At 53.8% G+C, this 13286-nt stretch carries 13 protein-coding genes; 7 read left to right on the top strand and 6 right to left on the bottom strand.

The genetic code is table 11. The features are described 5' to 3' along the window. Nucleotides 1–52: 52 nt before the first annotated feature. Complete coding sequence (locus tag FPY71_RS07685; protein ID WP_149299321.1) at nt 53–3013, top strand: glycosyltransferase; 2961 nt, start codon at nt 53–55, stop codon at nt 3011–3013. Nucleotides 3014–3106: 93 nt separating this feature from the next. On the opposite strand, the gene wecB is transcribed toward FPY71_RS07685, so the two are convergent. The 3 genes from wecB to FPY71_RS07670 form a co-directional block, all read right to left on the bottom strand. Continuing rightward, nucleotides 3107–3868 carry a non-hydrolyzing UDP-N-acetylglucosamine 2-epimerase gene (gene wecB, locus FPY71_RS07680; RefSeq protein ID WP_149299319.1) on the bottom strand — a complete coding sequence of 254 codons (762 nt, stop codon included), beginning with the start codon at nt 3866–3868 and terminating at the stop codon, nt 3107–3109. Then, nucleotides 3849–4814, bottom strand: coding sequence for a glycosyltransferase family protein (locus FPY71_RS07675; protein WP_149299317.1), 966 nt, complete (start codon nt 4812–4814; stop codon nt 3849–3851). The genes wecB and FPY71_RS07675 overlap by 20 nt, the downstream gene beginning before the upstream one ends. Nucleotides 4815–5113: 299 nt before the next feature. Then, nucleotides 5114–5551: an Lrp/AsnC family transcriptional regulator gene (locus FPY71_RS07670; RefSeq protein ID WP_149299315.1), complete on the bottom strand. Its 438-nt coding sequence runs from the start codon at nt 5549–5551 to the stop codon at nt 5114–5116. A gap of 128 nt (nt 5552–5679) precedes the next feature. On the opposite strand from FPY71_RS07670, the gene rocF reads away from it, so the two are divergent. Beyond that, nucleotides 5680–6597 (top strand): arginase, encoded by a 918-nt coding sequence (gene rocF / locus FPY71_RS07665; RefSeq protein WP_149299313.1) that lies wholly within the window; start codon nt 5680–5682, stop codon nt 6595–6597. After that, entirely contained in the window at nt 6598–7653 is a 1056-nt protein-coding gene (locus FPY71_RS07660; RefSeq protein WP_149299311.1) for an ornithine cyclodeaminase, read from the top strand. A 12-nt stretch (nt 7654–7665) separates the two neighbouring features. Here the strand turns inward: FPY71_RS07660 and FPY71_RS07655 are convergent, their stop codons facing one another. Beyond that, on the bottom strand, nt 7666–8205 hold the full coding sequence (locus tag FPY71_RS07655) for a TetR/AcrR family transcriptional regulator (protein WP_149299309.1): 540 nt from the start codon (nt 8203–8205) through the stop codon (nt 7666–7668). Between the two features lie 80 nt (nt 8206–8285). Here FPY71_RS07655 and FPY71_RS07650 point away from each other — a divergent pair, with 80 nt between their 5' ends. Continuing rightward, entirely contained in the window at nt 8286–9767 is a 1482-nt protein-coding gene (locus FPY71_RS07650) for an MFS transporter (protein ID WP_149299307.1), read from the top strand. 45 nt (nt 9768–9812) lie between these two features. Here FPY71_RS07650 and FPY71_RS07645 read toward each other — a convergent pair whose 3' ends face one another. Next, nucleotides 9813–10244 carry a DUF1801 domain-containing protein gene (locus tag FPY71_RS07645; RefSeq protein ID WP_149299306.1) on the bottom strand — a complete coding sequence of 144 codons (432 nt, stop codon included), beginning with the start codon at nt 10242–10244 and terminating at the stop codon, nt 9813–9815. Between the two features lie 106 nt (nt 10245–10350). Between FPY71_RS07645 and FPY71_RS07640 the strand changes: the two genes are divergently transcribed. Next, a complete protein-coding gene (locus FPY71_RS07640) occupies nt 10351–11115 on the top strand; it encodes a class I SAM-dependent methyltransferase (protein WP_149299304.1) in 765 nt (254 codons plus the stop codon). Nucleotides 11116–11161: 46 nt separating this feature from the next. On the opposite strand, the gene FPY71_RS07635 is transcribed toward FPY71_RS07640, so the two are convergent. After that, the gene (locus FPY71_RS07635) at nt 11162–12235 is read right to left on the bottom strand and encodes a hypothetical protein (protein ID WP_149299302.1); all 1074 of its coding nucleotides are present in this window, start codon (nt 12233–12235) and stop codon (nt 11162–11164) included. An 80-nt stretch (nt 12236–12315) separates the two neighbouring features. Between FPY71_RS07635 and FPY71_RS07630 the strand changes: the two genes are divergently transcribed. Both FPY71_RS07630 and FPY71_RS07625 read left to right on the top strand, forming a co-directional pair. Then, entirely contained in the window at nt 12316–12912 is a 597-nt protein-coding gene (locus tag FPY71_RS07630; RefSeq protein WP_149299300.1) for a hypothetical protein, read from the top strand. A 62-nt stretch (nt 12913–12974) separates the two neighbouring features. Beyond that, complete coding sequence (locus tag FPY71_RS07625; RefSeq protein WP_149299299.1) at nt 12975–13277, top strand: hypothetical protein; 303 nt, start codon at nt 12975–12977, stop codon at nt 13275–13277. Nucleotides 13278–13286: the final 9 nt, after the last annotated feature.

Raw genomic sequence — 13286 nt, 5'->3', positions numbered from 1 at the left:
CGCTTTTACAGCGCTGCGTCAATGCCCGAATTGACACTTAGGAAGAGGCTTCATGGCGCTTGATCTGAATAGCGAGCAATACTGGTCCGATCGTTTTCTGACAGATTGGGACGAAAAGGCCGGTCCTGCTCAAACGCGCTTTTTCTACAATCTTGCGTTGGGTAACCTCCCTGTATGGTTGAGCCGCACCTTGCAGGCTGAGCGTCTTTCAATATGTGACTGGGGTTGTGCCACGGGTGAAGGAACGGAAATTCTCGCCCACACTTTTGGAGGCCAAGTCACTGGAATTGATTTTGCGCGGCCAGCTATTGAGAAGGCGCGGAGTCTGCATAAAATTCCGCGCTTCATCGATGTCGATCTTTTGACCCAGACGATTGAAGACCGTTTCGATGTCCTGTTCTGTTCCAACACACTGGAACACTTTGAAGACCCGTGGTCGACGCTTGAGACAGTCTCTGCCTATGCAAAGGACATTCTGGTCATTCTTGTACCGTTTCAGGAGCGGGAGCGTCACTGCGAGCATAAGGTGACGTTTGACCTGAACATGATACCAACGTCCGTTGCCGGCAGGTTTCACTGCGTTGAAGCTCGGGTGATTGATGCATCACAGGAAAAGCCCAGTTACTGGCCCGGCGACCAGATATTGCTGGTCTATGCATCAAATGACGTGGCTCAGCGATACGCCCTGAAACTGTGCGACGTCCTTGCTGCGCCCGGCAAGGCCTCTGTCCTGGCCATTGAATCCACGATCAATGCGCTTCGCCGGGACATCCGCGACCAGCAGCGAGCTGTACAGAGCCTGACGGGAACGGCAGAACAGGCAGCCGAAAATGATGCGCTCAAAGCCGAGGTGGCGGCGCTCCATGAAGCATTGTCGGTACGCGAAACCCAGATTCACAGCATTCACAGCAGCCATTCCTGGCGTGCGACCGCGCCGCTGCGGTCCGTGACCAATGGCGTGCGGGATATCAGGCAGGCCGGAAAACTATCCCTGCGAACGGTGTACCGGGCCCTGCCTCTGTCACCGCCAATCAAGCACAAGCTGAAAAGTGCAATTCTGCGGCACCGACGGGCTTTTCCCGGTGTTCCGGTGAAGTCGTCTCGTCCGGTCAGCGTGGGTTTCAGGCCATCGAAAGAAATTTCACCCAAGGCCGATGTTTTTGTCTGGGCCATCATCGACTGGCATTTTCGCGTGCAGCGGCCTCAGCATCTGGCGCGCGCCTTCGCCAATCGGGGCCATCGCACTTTTTATTTCTCGAACCATTTCATTGACGCAGCGGAGCCGGGCTTCCGTATAGAGCCTTTATCTGAAGATGGTTCGTTGCAGATCGTTTATCTGCATGTTCCAGGAGCGCCGGCGATTTACTTCGGCATGCCATCGCCAAAAACAAAGGCGGCAGTTTTTGCCAGCCTGGGCATGTTTCTGGAATGGGCCGCACCGCGTGAGATCCTGTCGCTTGTCCAGCATCCTTTCTGGCGGCCATTTGCGGATCAGGTGCCAAATCGAAAGCTCGTCTACGATCTGATGGACCACCATGAGGGCTTTGGCGACAATGCAAAGGATGCCATTGCCGAAGAGCACGCACTGCTGCGCGAGGCTGATCATGTCATCGTCACATCCACATTTCTTGAAGACATAGCGAACAAAAGCAATGCAAACGTTTCCATGGTTCGCAATGCTGGAGACTATACGCATTTCGCCAACCGCCCGTCTGAGATCTATCGCGATGAAAAAGACCGGCGCATTATTGGCTATTACGGAGCAATTGCCGAATGGTTCGACATCGACCTGATCGAAAAAATTGCCCGTGCACGGCCAGATGATTGCGTGTTGCTCATTGGCGCAGACACTGTGAAGGCCAAAGAGAGGCTGTCGGCACTGCCAAACGTGGTGATGACCGGCGAGGTGAAATATACGGATCTTCCCTATTATCTCTACGCCTTTGATGTCTGCATTCTCCCGTTCAAGGTCATTCCACTGACCCTGGCAACAAACCCGGTCAAGGTTTATGAATATCTGAGCGCGGGCAAACCCGTCATATCAATTGACCTGCCGGAAATATCGCAGTTCGGCGATTGTGTTGAGCGCGCCAAAAGCCATGCTGACTTTCTAGAAAAGGTCGATGACGTCCTGTCGGCCATTCCCGGCACGGAAGACGAGGCCAGACGCCGGCAATTTGCCGCCGAGCAGACATGGGACCATCGGGTAGAAGCATTTCTGACCGCACTCGAGAAGACACGGTCACCGCGCGCCAGCGTCATTGTTGTCACTTACAACAATCTTGAATTTACCGAAGTTTGCCTGGAAAGCCTGTCGCAGGACACCGCCTATGATGATTTTGAGATCATTGTTGTCGACAACGCGTCTACCGACGGTTCTGCCGATTACCTCAAGCTATGGGAGCAGGGTGGGCCTAACCGCACTCTGATATTGAATGAGGACAATCGTGGCTTTGCCGCCGCGAACAATCAGGGCCTTGCGCGTGCAACGGGCGATTATTTTGTTCTTCTCAACAACGATACCTATGTCACGCCAGGCTGGTTGGGCAGCCTCGTCGCGCATCTGAGGCGCAACCCGGACCTGGGGCTTGTCGGGCCGGTCACCAACAATATCGGCAATGAGGCGCGGATCGAAATTCACTACGCGGATATGAACGAGATGCGCACCGAGGCGCTCCATTATACTGCGCAGCGCATCGGCCGCCTGCACGACTGCCCTAATCTTGCATTCTTCTGCGTCGCATTCAGCCGCAAGACATTTGAAGCTGTCGGAAACCTCGATGAGGCATTCCGCGTCGGATTTTTTGAAGATGATGATTATTGTCGGCGAGTTCAGGCGCTTGGTCTGCGCAACGCCATAGCTGACGATGTTTTCATTCATCATCATCTGTCGGCGTCTTTCGATGCACTGAAGGCCGAGAAGAAAATGGAACTGTTTGAGCAGAACAAACTGATTTACGAACAGAAATGGGGGCCTTGGACTCCCCATAAATACAGGTTCGACAAGCGCTGAAGCTTTGCGCTCGCGCTTCAGAAAGTCTCTTCCCCTTACAACTCAGGACATTTTCGCTTTACGAAAATGCCCTGAGTTGTTTCGCACTATCTGTTACGCAACGGCACTTTGAGGCATCTGTGTCTCCATGCCCGCGGCACAGTCTTCCAGATATCCGACAATCCGCCGCGCAGCCGCCCCATCACCATAGGGATTGTGGGCGCGTGAAAAAGCCGAATATCGCTCTTCATCGTCGAGCAGTCTTTCAACAGCTTTGACAATCTGTGCCCGGTTTGCGCCCACCAGTTCAACGGTGCCAGCCTCCACCGCCTCCGGCCTTTCTGTTACCTCACGCATGACCAGAACCGGCTTCCCGAGAGACGGTGCTTCTTCCTGCACGCCACCCGAGTCCGTCAGGATCAGGTGAGCACGCGTCATCAGGTAAACGAATTCCAGATAGGCCTGCGGTTCGATGAGATGGATTGATCTGCGGTCAGCCAGAATTCGCTGAACCGGCTCGCGTACATTGGGGTTAAGGTGCACTGGGTAAACGATCTCGACATCTCCCCGATCTGCAATTTGCGCCAGTGCATGACAGATCTGCTCAAAGCCGTTTCCGAAACTCTCGCGACGGTGGCCTGTCACGAGGATCATTCGTTTGCTGGCATCAATTGCAGCAAATCTGGCCGCCATTCCCGCACGCAGACGTGCGTCAGTGCGAAGCCGTTCAGCGACATCCACCAATGCATCAATTACGGTGTTGCCGGTTACCAGAATCCGACGATCGTCCAGACCCTCGCTCAGAAGATTTGCGCGGGATTTTGCAGTCGGTGCGAACATTGCGTCACTGATGCGATCAACGACCGTTCGGTTCATCTCTTCCGGCCATGGCGAACTTGATAGGATCCACGGATCTGGTCAGTTCGTTCTTTAGAAACGGAATGAGGCCCACGTCAAAATGCGCCATTTCCGTAAGAGCGCGCTCATGCTCACATGCCGGAAACATCCGGATATTGCCGGGAAGGTCTTTCGGCGGCAGCTTATACACAGGGCCTATAATATGGATAAGGTCGCCCGGGGAACTGCGCGCCAGTGCGACCACCATTTCCCAGTCGAACCATTGACCAACAGTTCCGATATAGCCGAATATCTTCTGGTCGGAACTGGACGGTGCAATCGCAACATTTCTGATGACGTCACTGTCCAGGCCGTTGAATATCAGGCGGACATTCGAATGTTTTGTCTTCCAGCGGTTCTGAAGAAACGAGCTGGATGTCCAGACTTCGTCGGCTCTTGAAGCAACGGCTTCTTCGCTTCTTTTCATCGCAGCGTGAGATAGACCTGTGTAAAATGCCGGAAAATCATCCATGGCGTCATAGATGGATCTGAGCTCTGGAAGTCTTTCCATGATCTGTAGTGCAAGCCGGGAAGGTTTTCCGACAACGATGACACACTCACCGTCTCCGGCAAATTCGGCAGCATCCGTTAAACTGCTCTTCCATAAACGGCGGTTCAGCCAGCCGGAGCCGGGAAGCGGCTCAACGGGAAGACTTGATGGCGAACAGATGGTCAGCCATTCGGGACATGGCGTAACTCCCAGACTTCTCTTGGCTTTCTGAAACCGGCGCAAATCCGCTAACGAAGGAAGGCGCGTCGCGTAAGGTTCAATCCAGAATACTTTTCCCTGATAATGGCTTTGGAACCATGACACGAATTTGTGCGGCCGCTGCGCAAAACTCGCCCATGGTACAGGAGAGAGGTATAAAAGATTCTTCAAGAAGTTCAGTTCCTGAGGTATGTTGACAAGATTTTTGCTCAACATCGCGAAAATGATACAATAAATATGGCAGTCAACTTGGATATTGAATAAGGAAGATGCCGTTTTGATAGGAGCTACCCGCCCGGCATTCGTTTGTATTATTAATTAATCGAAATTAATTTCACAATGTACTGCAGATTGTAGATTTATATTTTATCTCAATCGTAGATTTCTCTCAACCAGCACTCTCCAATGCCGGGAGACGGAAAGAGGTTCTGCGAAGCTGAACGCGTCGCCGGTCCAATTGGCAGGAAGGGCAAACCTCTGCCATACAGCGATGCAAATGGCCTGCTGAAGGAATTTCAGAGTCTGGCTTTTACGCTGCGGGGAGTGGCCAGAAGCAGGCTGGTTTCCGAATTGGTGATGCCCGCAATCAATCTTATCCGGCGCAAAACCTGATCAAAGGCGATCAGGTCTGATGTACCAAGTTCGACCACCAGATCCCATTTTCCATTGGTCGTATGAATGGCGCTGACCTCGGAAAATCCGTTCAGCGTTTTCACCACAGCGTCTGCGCTGTGTCCGCCGATTTCGATCATCATAATTCCCCGCACGGGCAAGTCGATGGCGTCGGACCGCAAAATGACAGTGAAGCCAATGATCTCGTCATTCTTCTTCAGACGCTCCAGTCGCGCACGAACCGTGGCACGGGTCAGCCCCAATTCCACTGCCAGATCGGAAAGGCTCCGTCGTCCATCATGCCGCAATATGGTGATGAGTCGCTGATCGATAGCGTCCATTTATTATCCAGTTTGAACAAATGCATTTGCCATATTGGTAAGTGATGAGCGCATATTGGGCAATATGGCTGCTTCCATGTGCCAGCAAAATCGCATTTCCTGAGTGCAGAAATGACCAGGAAAGTAAAATGAGCTGCAAATTGATTTCGGTACCGTTTGAGTTGGGGCAGCCGGTTGCGGGGTGTGCTCTTGGACCGGAAGCGTTGAAAAACGCGGGTCTGGGTGAAGCGCTGCAAGATCTTGGCCATGATGTGGATGATCTTGGTGCGATACCGGCACCAGAACCAAGAGCGGTGCCAGATCATCCGAACCGGCTGAAACATCTGCGGGAAGTCAGCGCATGGATTGAGGCTATTGCGGCCAAGGCCTATGAGGCCAGTGCCGATGGTCTGCCGATTTTTCTGGGGGGCGATCACAGTATTTCAGCCGGCTCGGTCTCGGGTCTGGCGCGCCGCGCTGCAGAGCAGGGAAAACCGTTCTTCGTTCTCTGGATGGATGCCCATTCTGACCTGCATACGCTGAATACGACCACAAGCGGAAATCTGCATGGTGTCCCTCTGGCTTATCTGGCGGGCATGCCAGGATTTGACGGCTATTTTCCGCCGCTTGCCGCTCCGCTGGTTCAGGAGCATGTGTGCATTCTGGGTTTGCGCAGTGTCGACAAGGCTGAAAAGGATGCTTTGGCGGCATCGCAGTTTCGCGCATATGATATGAGCGACATTGACCGCCGTGGCGTCGCACCTTTGCTGGAGTCTTTTCTTCAGGAAGTGCGGGATGCAGACGGCTTGCTGCACGTGTCTTTCGACATTGATTTTCTGGACCCGTCGCTGGTTCCGGGTGTGGGCACGCCTGTCCAGGGCGGCGCCACATTCCGCGAGGCGCATCTGGCGATGGAAATGCTTCATGAAAGCGGGCTGGTCACCAGCCTTGATGTGGTCGAACTCAATCCCACTCTGGACGAGAATGGCCGCACGGCCGCACTTGCAAATGAACTGGTGAGCAGCCTTTTCGGCAAGACAATAACGGGCAAGAAGAGGGTAGCCTGAATGGACAAGCAATTGAATGTAGTGCCGTTTATCAGTGTCGACCGCATGATGCGGCTTGTGCATTCGATTGGTGTCGAGCAATTCCTAGTAGAACTTGCTCAATATATTGAGGAAGATTTTCTGCGCTGGAACAGCTTTGACAAAACGCCGCGCATTGCTTCGCACAGCGTGGATGGTGTCATCGAGCTGATGCCAACCAGCGATGGCAGGTTTTACGGCTTCAAATATGTCAACGGCCACCCGAAAAACACACGTGATGGCCTGCAGACAGTTACGGCGTTCGGCCTTTTGGCAGATGTAGCCACTGGCTATCCTGTTCTGCTTTCGGAAATGACCATGCTGACGGCTCTTCGCACAGCCGCCATGTCAGCGGTTGCGGGCAAATATCTTGCACCCAAAGGCAACAGCACGATGGCGCTGATCGGCAATGGGGCGCAATCGGAATTTCAGGCTCTGGCATTCAAGGCGTTGCTGGGAGTTGATAAACTTCGCCTGTATGACGTTGATCCGGCGGCGTCGCAAAAATGTGCCAGGAACCTCGCGCGGCACGGATTTGCATCCATCGAAATCTGCAGCGCTGCGGCGGAGGCTGTGGAAGGCGCAGGCATCATCACCACCGCTACCGCCGACAAGCAATATGCCACTATCCTGAGCGACAATATGGTTGGCCCCGGCGTTCACATCAACGCGGTTGGCGGCGATTGCCCGGGCAAGACTGAAATACACAGCGACATTCTTTTGCGGTCCGACATATTTGTCGAATTTCCGCCGCAGACCCGAATTGAAGGTGAAATTCAGCAACTTGCAGAAGATCATCCCGTGATTGAATTGTGGGATGTCATCGCCGGCCATGCTGCCGGAAGAAGCAGTGAACGCCAGATCACCCTGTTTGATTCAGTGGGTTTTGCAATCGAGGATTTTTCGGCGCTTCGCTATGTCTACGACAAGACTGTAGGAGCGGAAACTCTGGAATTTCTGGATCTGATTGCTGATCCCGATGATCCGCGCGATCTGTTCGGAATGTTGATGCGCTCTCCGGCGGCAATGCCTGCCTGAGCGCGTTGGCGGCTATGTCGATGCAGCGGCAAGGATGTGCTTCAACATGATGTCCCACTCTTTGTCGCTAACATCGGCCAGGCGCATCTGCTTCAACATGAAAAGACCTTCTGTCGCGTAAAACAGCATGCGCAGGTTGCGCCCGGCGTCTGTGTTCAGATCAAACACCTTCAGCCGTTCCTGATACCAGACCCGCGATCCTTCAAGATCGTCCGGCGATTGCAGAAGAGCTGCCATGATGCCGGCTGACTTGGCGTCAGTCGGTTGTTCCTCCAGTCTTGTTGCCTCTATGTGCGCTTTCAGACTGTCGGTTGGCGCAGGGTTTTCTCCGGCCAGTTTCGTGTACAGCTCGGTATAGCTTTCAAACCAGCGCTCCATGATCGCATCAATGATGGCCTGTTTGGAGCTGAAGGTGTATTGCACTCCGCCTTTGGTTATGTCGGCAGCTTTTGCCAGACTGTCGATCGTCAGCCCGGCAGCGCCATGCGTTCGAATGATCAATTCGGCTGTGTCCAGCAGCTCGTCACGATCGATGGTTTTTTTTCGGCCCATGCGCTCTTTCTTTTCAATACGTACGTATTTATATCGGTCATTCGGGAATGGTCCCGTGTGCCGTATATAGATGGTGTAACATGTTTCTGCAGTCCCGCTGGCTGGTTCTGGCGATTGTGTCGAGTGCCTTGCTTCTGATCGTCATTGACATGACGGTGCTTTACACGGCTCTGCCTCGCCTGACCGCAGACTTGAGCGCCTCCGCCTCCCAGAAGCTATGGATCGTCAATGCATATGCATTGGTTGTTGCCGGCCTTCTGCCAGGATCGGGAGCGCTGAGCGACCGCTACGGTGCGAAAGTCATGTTCGTTTCAGGCCTTGTCGTTTTCGGCGCGGCCTCAATGCTTGCCGCTTTTTCTCCCAGTTCGGAAATACTGATACTGGCGCGTGTGTTTCTGGCAATCGGTGCAGCGATGATGATGCCGGCCACCTTGTCCATCATTCGTCAGCAGTTTGACGATCCGCAGGAGAGGGCGTTTGCCATTGGTGTCTGGGCCTCGATTGCCGCTGGCGGTGCTGCTTTTGGGCCTGTTCTCGGTGGCATATTGCTGGAGTTTTTCTGGTGGGGGTCGGTGTTTCTGATCAACGTGCCGGTTGTCGTCATTGCCTTCGTTGCTGCCATAAGACTTATCCCCCGCAATCCCGCCAATCCAAACCGTCCGTTTGACTTGGTTGGCTCAGGCCAGGTGCTGGTTGGGCTGGTGGCGCTGGTTCTGGCGATCAAGGAACTGGGGCGGGCAGATGCGGTATGGAGTCTTGCGTTTCTTTATCTCGCACTCAGTGGGAGCTTTCTTGGTTTGTTTTACCGCAGACAAAGGCGCGCATCTTCGCCAATGGTCGATTTTGCCCTGTTTAAAAACAAAGAGTTCAGCTCCGGCGTCATAGCCGCCCTGGTTGCTTGTGCGGCATTGATCGGCCTTGAACTGGCAATCAGCCAGCGTCTGCAACTGGCCATGGCGCTGTCACCCCTTCAGGCCGGAATTGCCATTCTGCCTCTTCCGCTTGCGGCCTTTGTCGCCGGTCCGCTGGCAGGTCTGGTCATGCCGCGCATGGGTGCCACTCGTCTTCTATGGTCGTCCATGATGGTTGCAGGAGCAGGCACGCTTGGCCTGTTTTTCGCTCTGGACCATGGAGTGCTGGCGCAAATTGCAGCATTTATTGTCATTGGCGTCGGTGTAGGCGCTACCATGACGGCGGCATCATCTGCGATTTTGATGAACGCACCAGCCGAAAGCGCCGGGTCCGCCGCCTCCATTGAGGAGGTGTCTTACGAAATGGGTGGCGCCATTGGTGTGGCCATTCTGGGCAGTGCAATGGCGGGAATTTACACCAATGCAATGTCCAGTTCCGATGTCGCAAATGCGCATCCGCAGATTATAGACAGCTTTGATGCGGCTTTGGCCGCTCGGGCAACAATGCCCGAGGAAGCGGCGACTGCAATGATGGATCTCGCGCTGCACGCTTTTAACATGTCGGCAATGGCCGCAATCGCTATTGCTGCTTCGTTGCTGCTCGTTTCTTCCGCGTTTATCCTCTACAGAAGCCGCCCGGCAGTGATGTAAGGGCTGCAAGTGATGCATCGACCCAAATTTCTGGCCTGCCCGAAGTTACATCTTGACCCCGGGCAGGCGGCTTGCCTGACTGATCCATTCCAAAAATTGCGTTTCTTCGATTGCTTCATTCTCGTGGATATGAAGATACCGCACCTCTGCCTGTTTCGAACTGACGGGTGGAATAGGGCTTAGTTCCGATCCACGAAAAAACGCAACCTTGATGTATCGGGTCATGCAATGAAAACTCAGGAACCAAAGGCCCTTTTCCGTGCCGTAGAGGGGCGAGTTCCATTTGACTGCCTTTTCCACATCAGGAAATGCAAGAACAATCAGCTCATCCAGGCGGCGGCCAACCTCATGTTTCCAGCCGGGCATTGCAGCAATGAACTGCTGCACCGGCGCGTTGCCATATCCTTTGGCAATTTGCGGGTTGCCGCCGGACAGGAGAGCAGTGCCATCACTTTTCTTCAACAGATCACCCGCCATGTTAAACCCCTTGGAAGTTATGTGCAGGGTTTGCTGCCATGTGCTTTCGACGATTGAGCTATAGCATATTTGACAATCCGCCAGAAAATGACTGAGAGCAACGCTAATGTCGAACAACCCGGGATCGCCGAAAAACTGGTTTGAAAGTGGTGGAAAAGATTACGCCCGTTTCAGACCGGATTACCCTGCGCAGTTGGCAGAATTCCTTGCCGATACAGCGCCTTCGCGCAGCTGCGCGGTTGACGTCGGGTGTGGCAGCGGTCAACTCACCACTCTTTTGGCCCAGCATTTTGACAGGGTCATTGGCTGTGATCCAAGCGCGGATCAGCTTGACAGTGCGCCTTCCCATCCGAATGTTGAATATGTTTGCGCCAGTGCTGAAAACCTGCCGCTGAAAGATCGCAGTGTCAGTCTGATCGTTGCCGCTCAAGCGGCTCACTGGTTCAATCTTCCGCATTTTTACAAAGAGGTCAGCAGAATTGGCGTCAAAGATGCGGCTTTGGCTCTTGTCAGCTACGGAGTGCTGCAACCCGGAGAAGAGTTACAGGACCGGTTCCGACGGTTTTATCACGATGAGGCCGGGCCGTATTGGTCGCCAGAACGCAGTCTGGTCGATAGCGGCTATCGCGATATGCAATTTCCATTCAAAGAGACACAGCCACCGCGGATGGACATCAGGCTGGCGTGGAACCTGAATGACTTCCTTGGATATATTTCAACATGGTCGGCAGTTCGAAACGCCAGAAATGCAGGCCGGGAAGATATCGTCCTGGCTTTTGGGAAAGACGTGGCGAGCCTTTGGGGGGACCCTGCAACGACACGATCCATGTTTTGGCCGATCAATATGAGAGTTGGGACACTTGGCGCATAAAACATGCTGTGTCCGGCAACAATGTTTCTAACACCACATTAGGCGTTCAGACCAGGCGGACGGAGCGAAAGAGCGCCCAGAACACGACGGCCAGCGCAATCAGTTCGGCGCCTGAAAGCATCGTTGCCCAATAAGCAGAGGCAATGGTGATAACGGAACACACAACCAGTTGGCCCGCCGCCAAGCCCGCAAGCACGGATTTTTTGTCCGCCCATTGTGCCGCTCGCGGGTCCAGACGCGTTGCGAGCCCCGAATAGAGAACCAGCACCGCTGGAAGAACCGCTATCAGAATGAGCGTATGGACGATCATAAATCCGTCCACCTGCCATGATGTTTCGGGCGTCAGGTCGAACATCTGAACAAGCAATGTAAGCGCCCCGGCAATGCTGCCAGCGACAAAGGGGGGCCAAACCAGAACAATTGACCAGGCAAAGACATCTGCTCCAGCAACCGTTGCACTACGTGCGAGTCTTTCAGAAAGATAGACGATCGACACGAAGCAGGTTGCGAGGATTGCGACAGGTATCAGGAAATCTGCAAGGGGGATGGCGGCAGAGCGCAACAATTCCAGATAGGCGCTGATGTCCGATGACAGTCGATGAAGGCTGAAAATGGAAAGTGTCAGCCAGAACCCTCCGTAAACAAGCAAGGGTATGCTTATCCGGTCTGCGATTGCCGCCAGTACAGCGATGCCAGCGACGAGCGTTGCAATCACCAACATTGGCGAAAGCGGGTCTTTCGCAATGAGCCCAAGCGATGTCAGGGATTGCGCGATGCCAATGCCTTGGAGTGCTGCGAAAACCAGTGCCAGCAACGTTACCAGCATAAACATCGTGCGTCTGCCCGTTGGCGTCGCCAGACTCCAATTGCCAAGCTTTGGAACCGCAAGCTTGCATATTTCAATGATGAGGTAAGCAGAGAGAAGCGGCTGGATGCCTAAAGCCAGAATAGACAAGCGTTCCAGACCGCCTGAAGATTGCTTATTGAATTGCATCAGCGCATCTTCACTGATGCCCGGCAACGGGATGCGTTGGCCGATCAGCACGATCACCCCGGCAATCAGGACTGCAAGAATTGATTTCCAACGAACGGCTGCTTTTGCCTCAGTTGCAGATATCATGTTCAAGCCTCGCAGACCCCATCAGACCGAACGTAATGCACGGCTGTTACCAGCGCTTCGAGTAACAGGAGAGCTTGCAAGTGGAAACCGTTGATGGTCATGACTCTCTTACGATTTATTTGGCAGATAGCACCGACCTGCGGCAGCCTGGATGTTCACGGCCGCCGCTATTGCCTGCCCACCACGATGAGATTCAAGCTTTGGTACAACCGGAAATCATATACCAGAATGTTCAATGCCCGAGCGATGGGGGAAGTGTTTATTGCGGCTATGGTGACTATCGCATCATCGCACCGGACGGCCAGACACAGGCGCTTTTGACCTACGTGACCGAGCCGCCATTCGGCGATTCCTATTGCAGGCTGACGGTTGCCGGCAAGCCGTTTCCTGGTTTTGCCTGGGGGTCACATTTTGCATGGACGAAGGATGGCAGATTCCTCGTATTTGCCTGGATGGAAAAACTCTACGATCGGAAAACTGCCGTCGTGGACGTGGATGCCAGCGCATTCTGCACATTGCCTGGCTATGTTCACACTATGCGTGTGAGCCTTGGTCCGCTCACTATCAGCGATGTAAAAACCGGTGAACAGCAGCAAATTTCTGATAGTGCCGAATGGATATCATATGACGCAGTGCGCCATCCGAATATCTGGTCCGAGCGCGCGAAGTATGGCTGACAAACACCGAAGGTTTGCCAGATCGTGAAATTTTATTGAAATGAAGTGGCGGGGCGATTCCAATGCGCAAATATCTCAAAGCGCTTACCGTTGCGGCTTCACTGGCCATTAGCAGCTTCGGCTCTGCCCATGCGGAAACGGTAGGGGTTGCCTGGCTGGAAGCAGATGGGACCATCGTACTGCAACTTCGGGCGGAATCCTCCAATGGCATAGTCGGTGAAAGCGTCGTCAAATATGCCCCTGACGATAGCTGCTATCGTGTCCTGAAACAGCACATTGGAAAAATACCGGAGAACGGCACCGTCAGTGTCCGCCCATTTTCAACGGAACCCGAAGATGTCGACCCTTTGGGATGCGCCGATTAAAGCGCAATT

Source organism: Aureimonas fodinaquatilis (assembly GCF_008369445.1).
Taxonomy (GTDB): Bacteria; Pseudomonadota; Alphaproteobacteria; order Rhizobiales; family Rhizobiaceae; genus Aureimonas; species Aureimonas fodinaquatilis.
The sequence above is the reverse complement of the archived record's forward strand: the minus strand, read 5'-3'. Positions and strand labels throughout refer to the sequence as shown.

Coding starts and splice junctions, on each gene's coding strand:
- rocF (WP_149299313.1), top strand. CDS start 5,680: ATGAGCTGCAAATTGATTTCGGTACCGTTTGAGTTGGGGCAGCCGGTT.
- FPY71_RS07640 (WP_149299304.1), top strand. CDS start 10,351: ATGTCGAACAACCCGGGATCGCCGAAAAACTGGTTTGAAAGTGGTGGA.
- FPY71_RS07650 (WP_149299307.1), top strand. CDS start 8,286: ATGTTTCTGCAGTCCCGCTGGCTGGTTCTGGCGATTGTGTCGAGTGCC.
- FPY71_RS07635 (WP_149299302.1), bottom strand. CDS start 12,235: ATGATATCTGCAACTGAGGCAAAAGCAGCCGTTCGTTGGAAATCAATT.
- FPY71_RS07660 (WP_149299311.1), top strand. CDS start 6,598: ATGGACAAGCAATTGAATGTAGTGCCGTTTATCAGTGTCGACCGCATG.
- wecB (WP_149299319.1), bottom strand. CDS start 3,868: ATGAACCGAACGGTCGTTGATCGCATCAGTGACGCAATGTTCGCACCG.
- FPY71_RS07655 (WP_149299309.1), bottom strand. CDS start 8,205: ATGGGCCGAAAAAAAACCATCGATCGTGACGAGCTGCTGGACACAGCC.
- FPY71_RS07625 (WP_149299299.1), top strand. CDS start 12,975: ATGCGCAAATATCTCAAAGCGCTTACCGTTGCGGCTTCACTGGCCATT.
- FPY71_RS07685 (WP_149299321.1), top strand. CDS start 53: ATGGCGCTTGATCTGAATAGCGAGCAATACTGGTCCGATCGTTTTCTG.
- FPY71_RS07670 (WP_149299315.1), bottom strand. CDS start 5,551: ATGGACGCTATCGATCAGCGACTCATCACCATATTGCGGCATGATGGA.
- FPY71_RS07645 (WP_149299306.1), bottom strand. CDS start 10,244: ATGGCGGGTGATCTGTTGAAGAAAAGTGATGGCACTGCTCTCCTGTCC.
- FPY71_RS07675 (WP_149299317.1), bottom strand. CDS start 4,814: ATGTTGAGCAAAAATCTTGTCAACATACCTCAGGAACTGAACTTCTTG.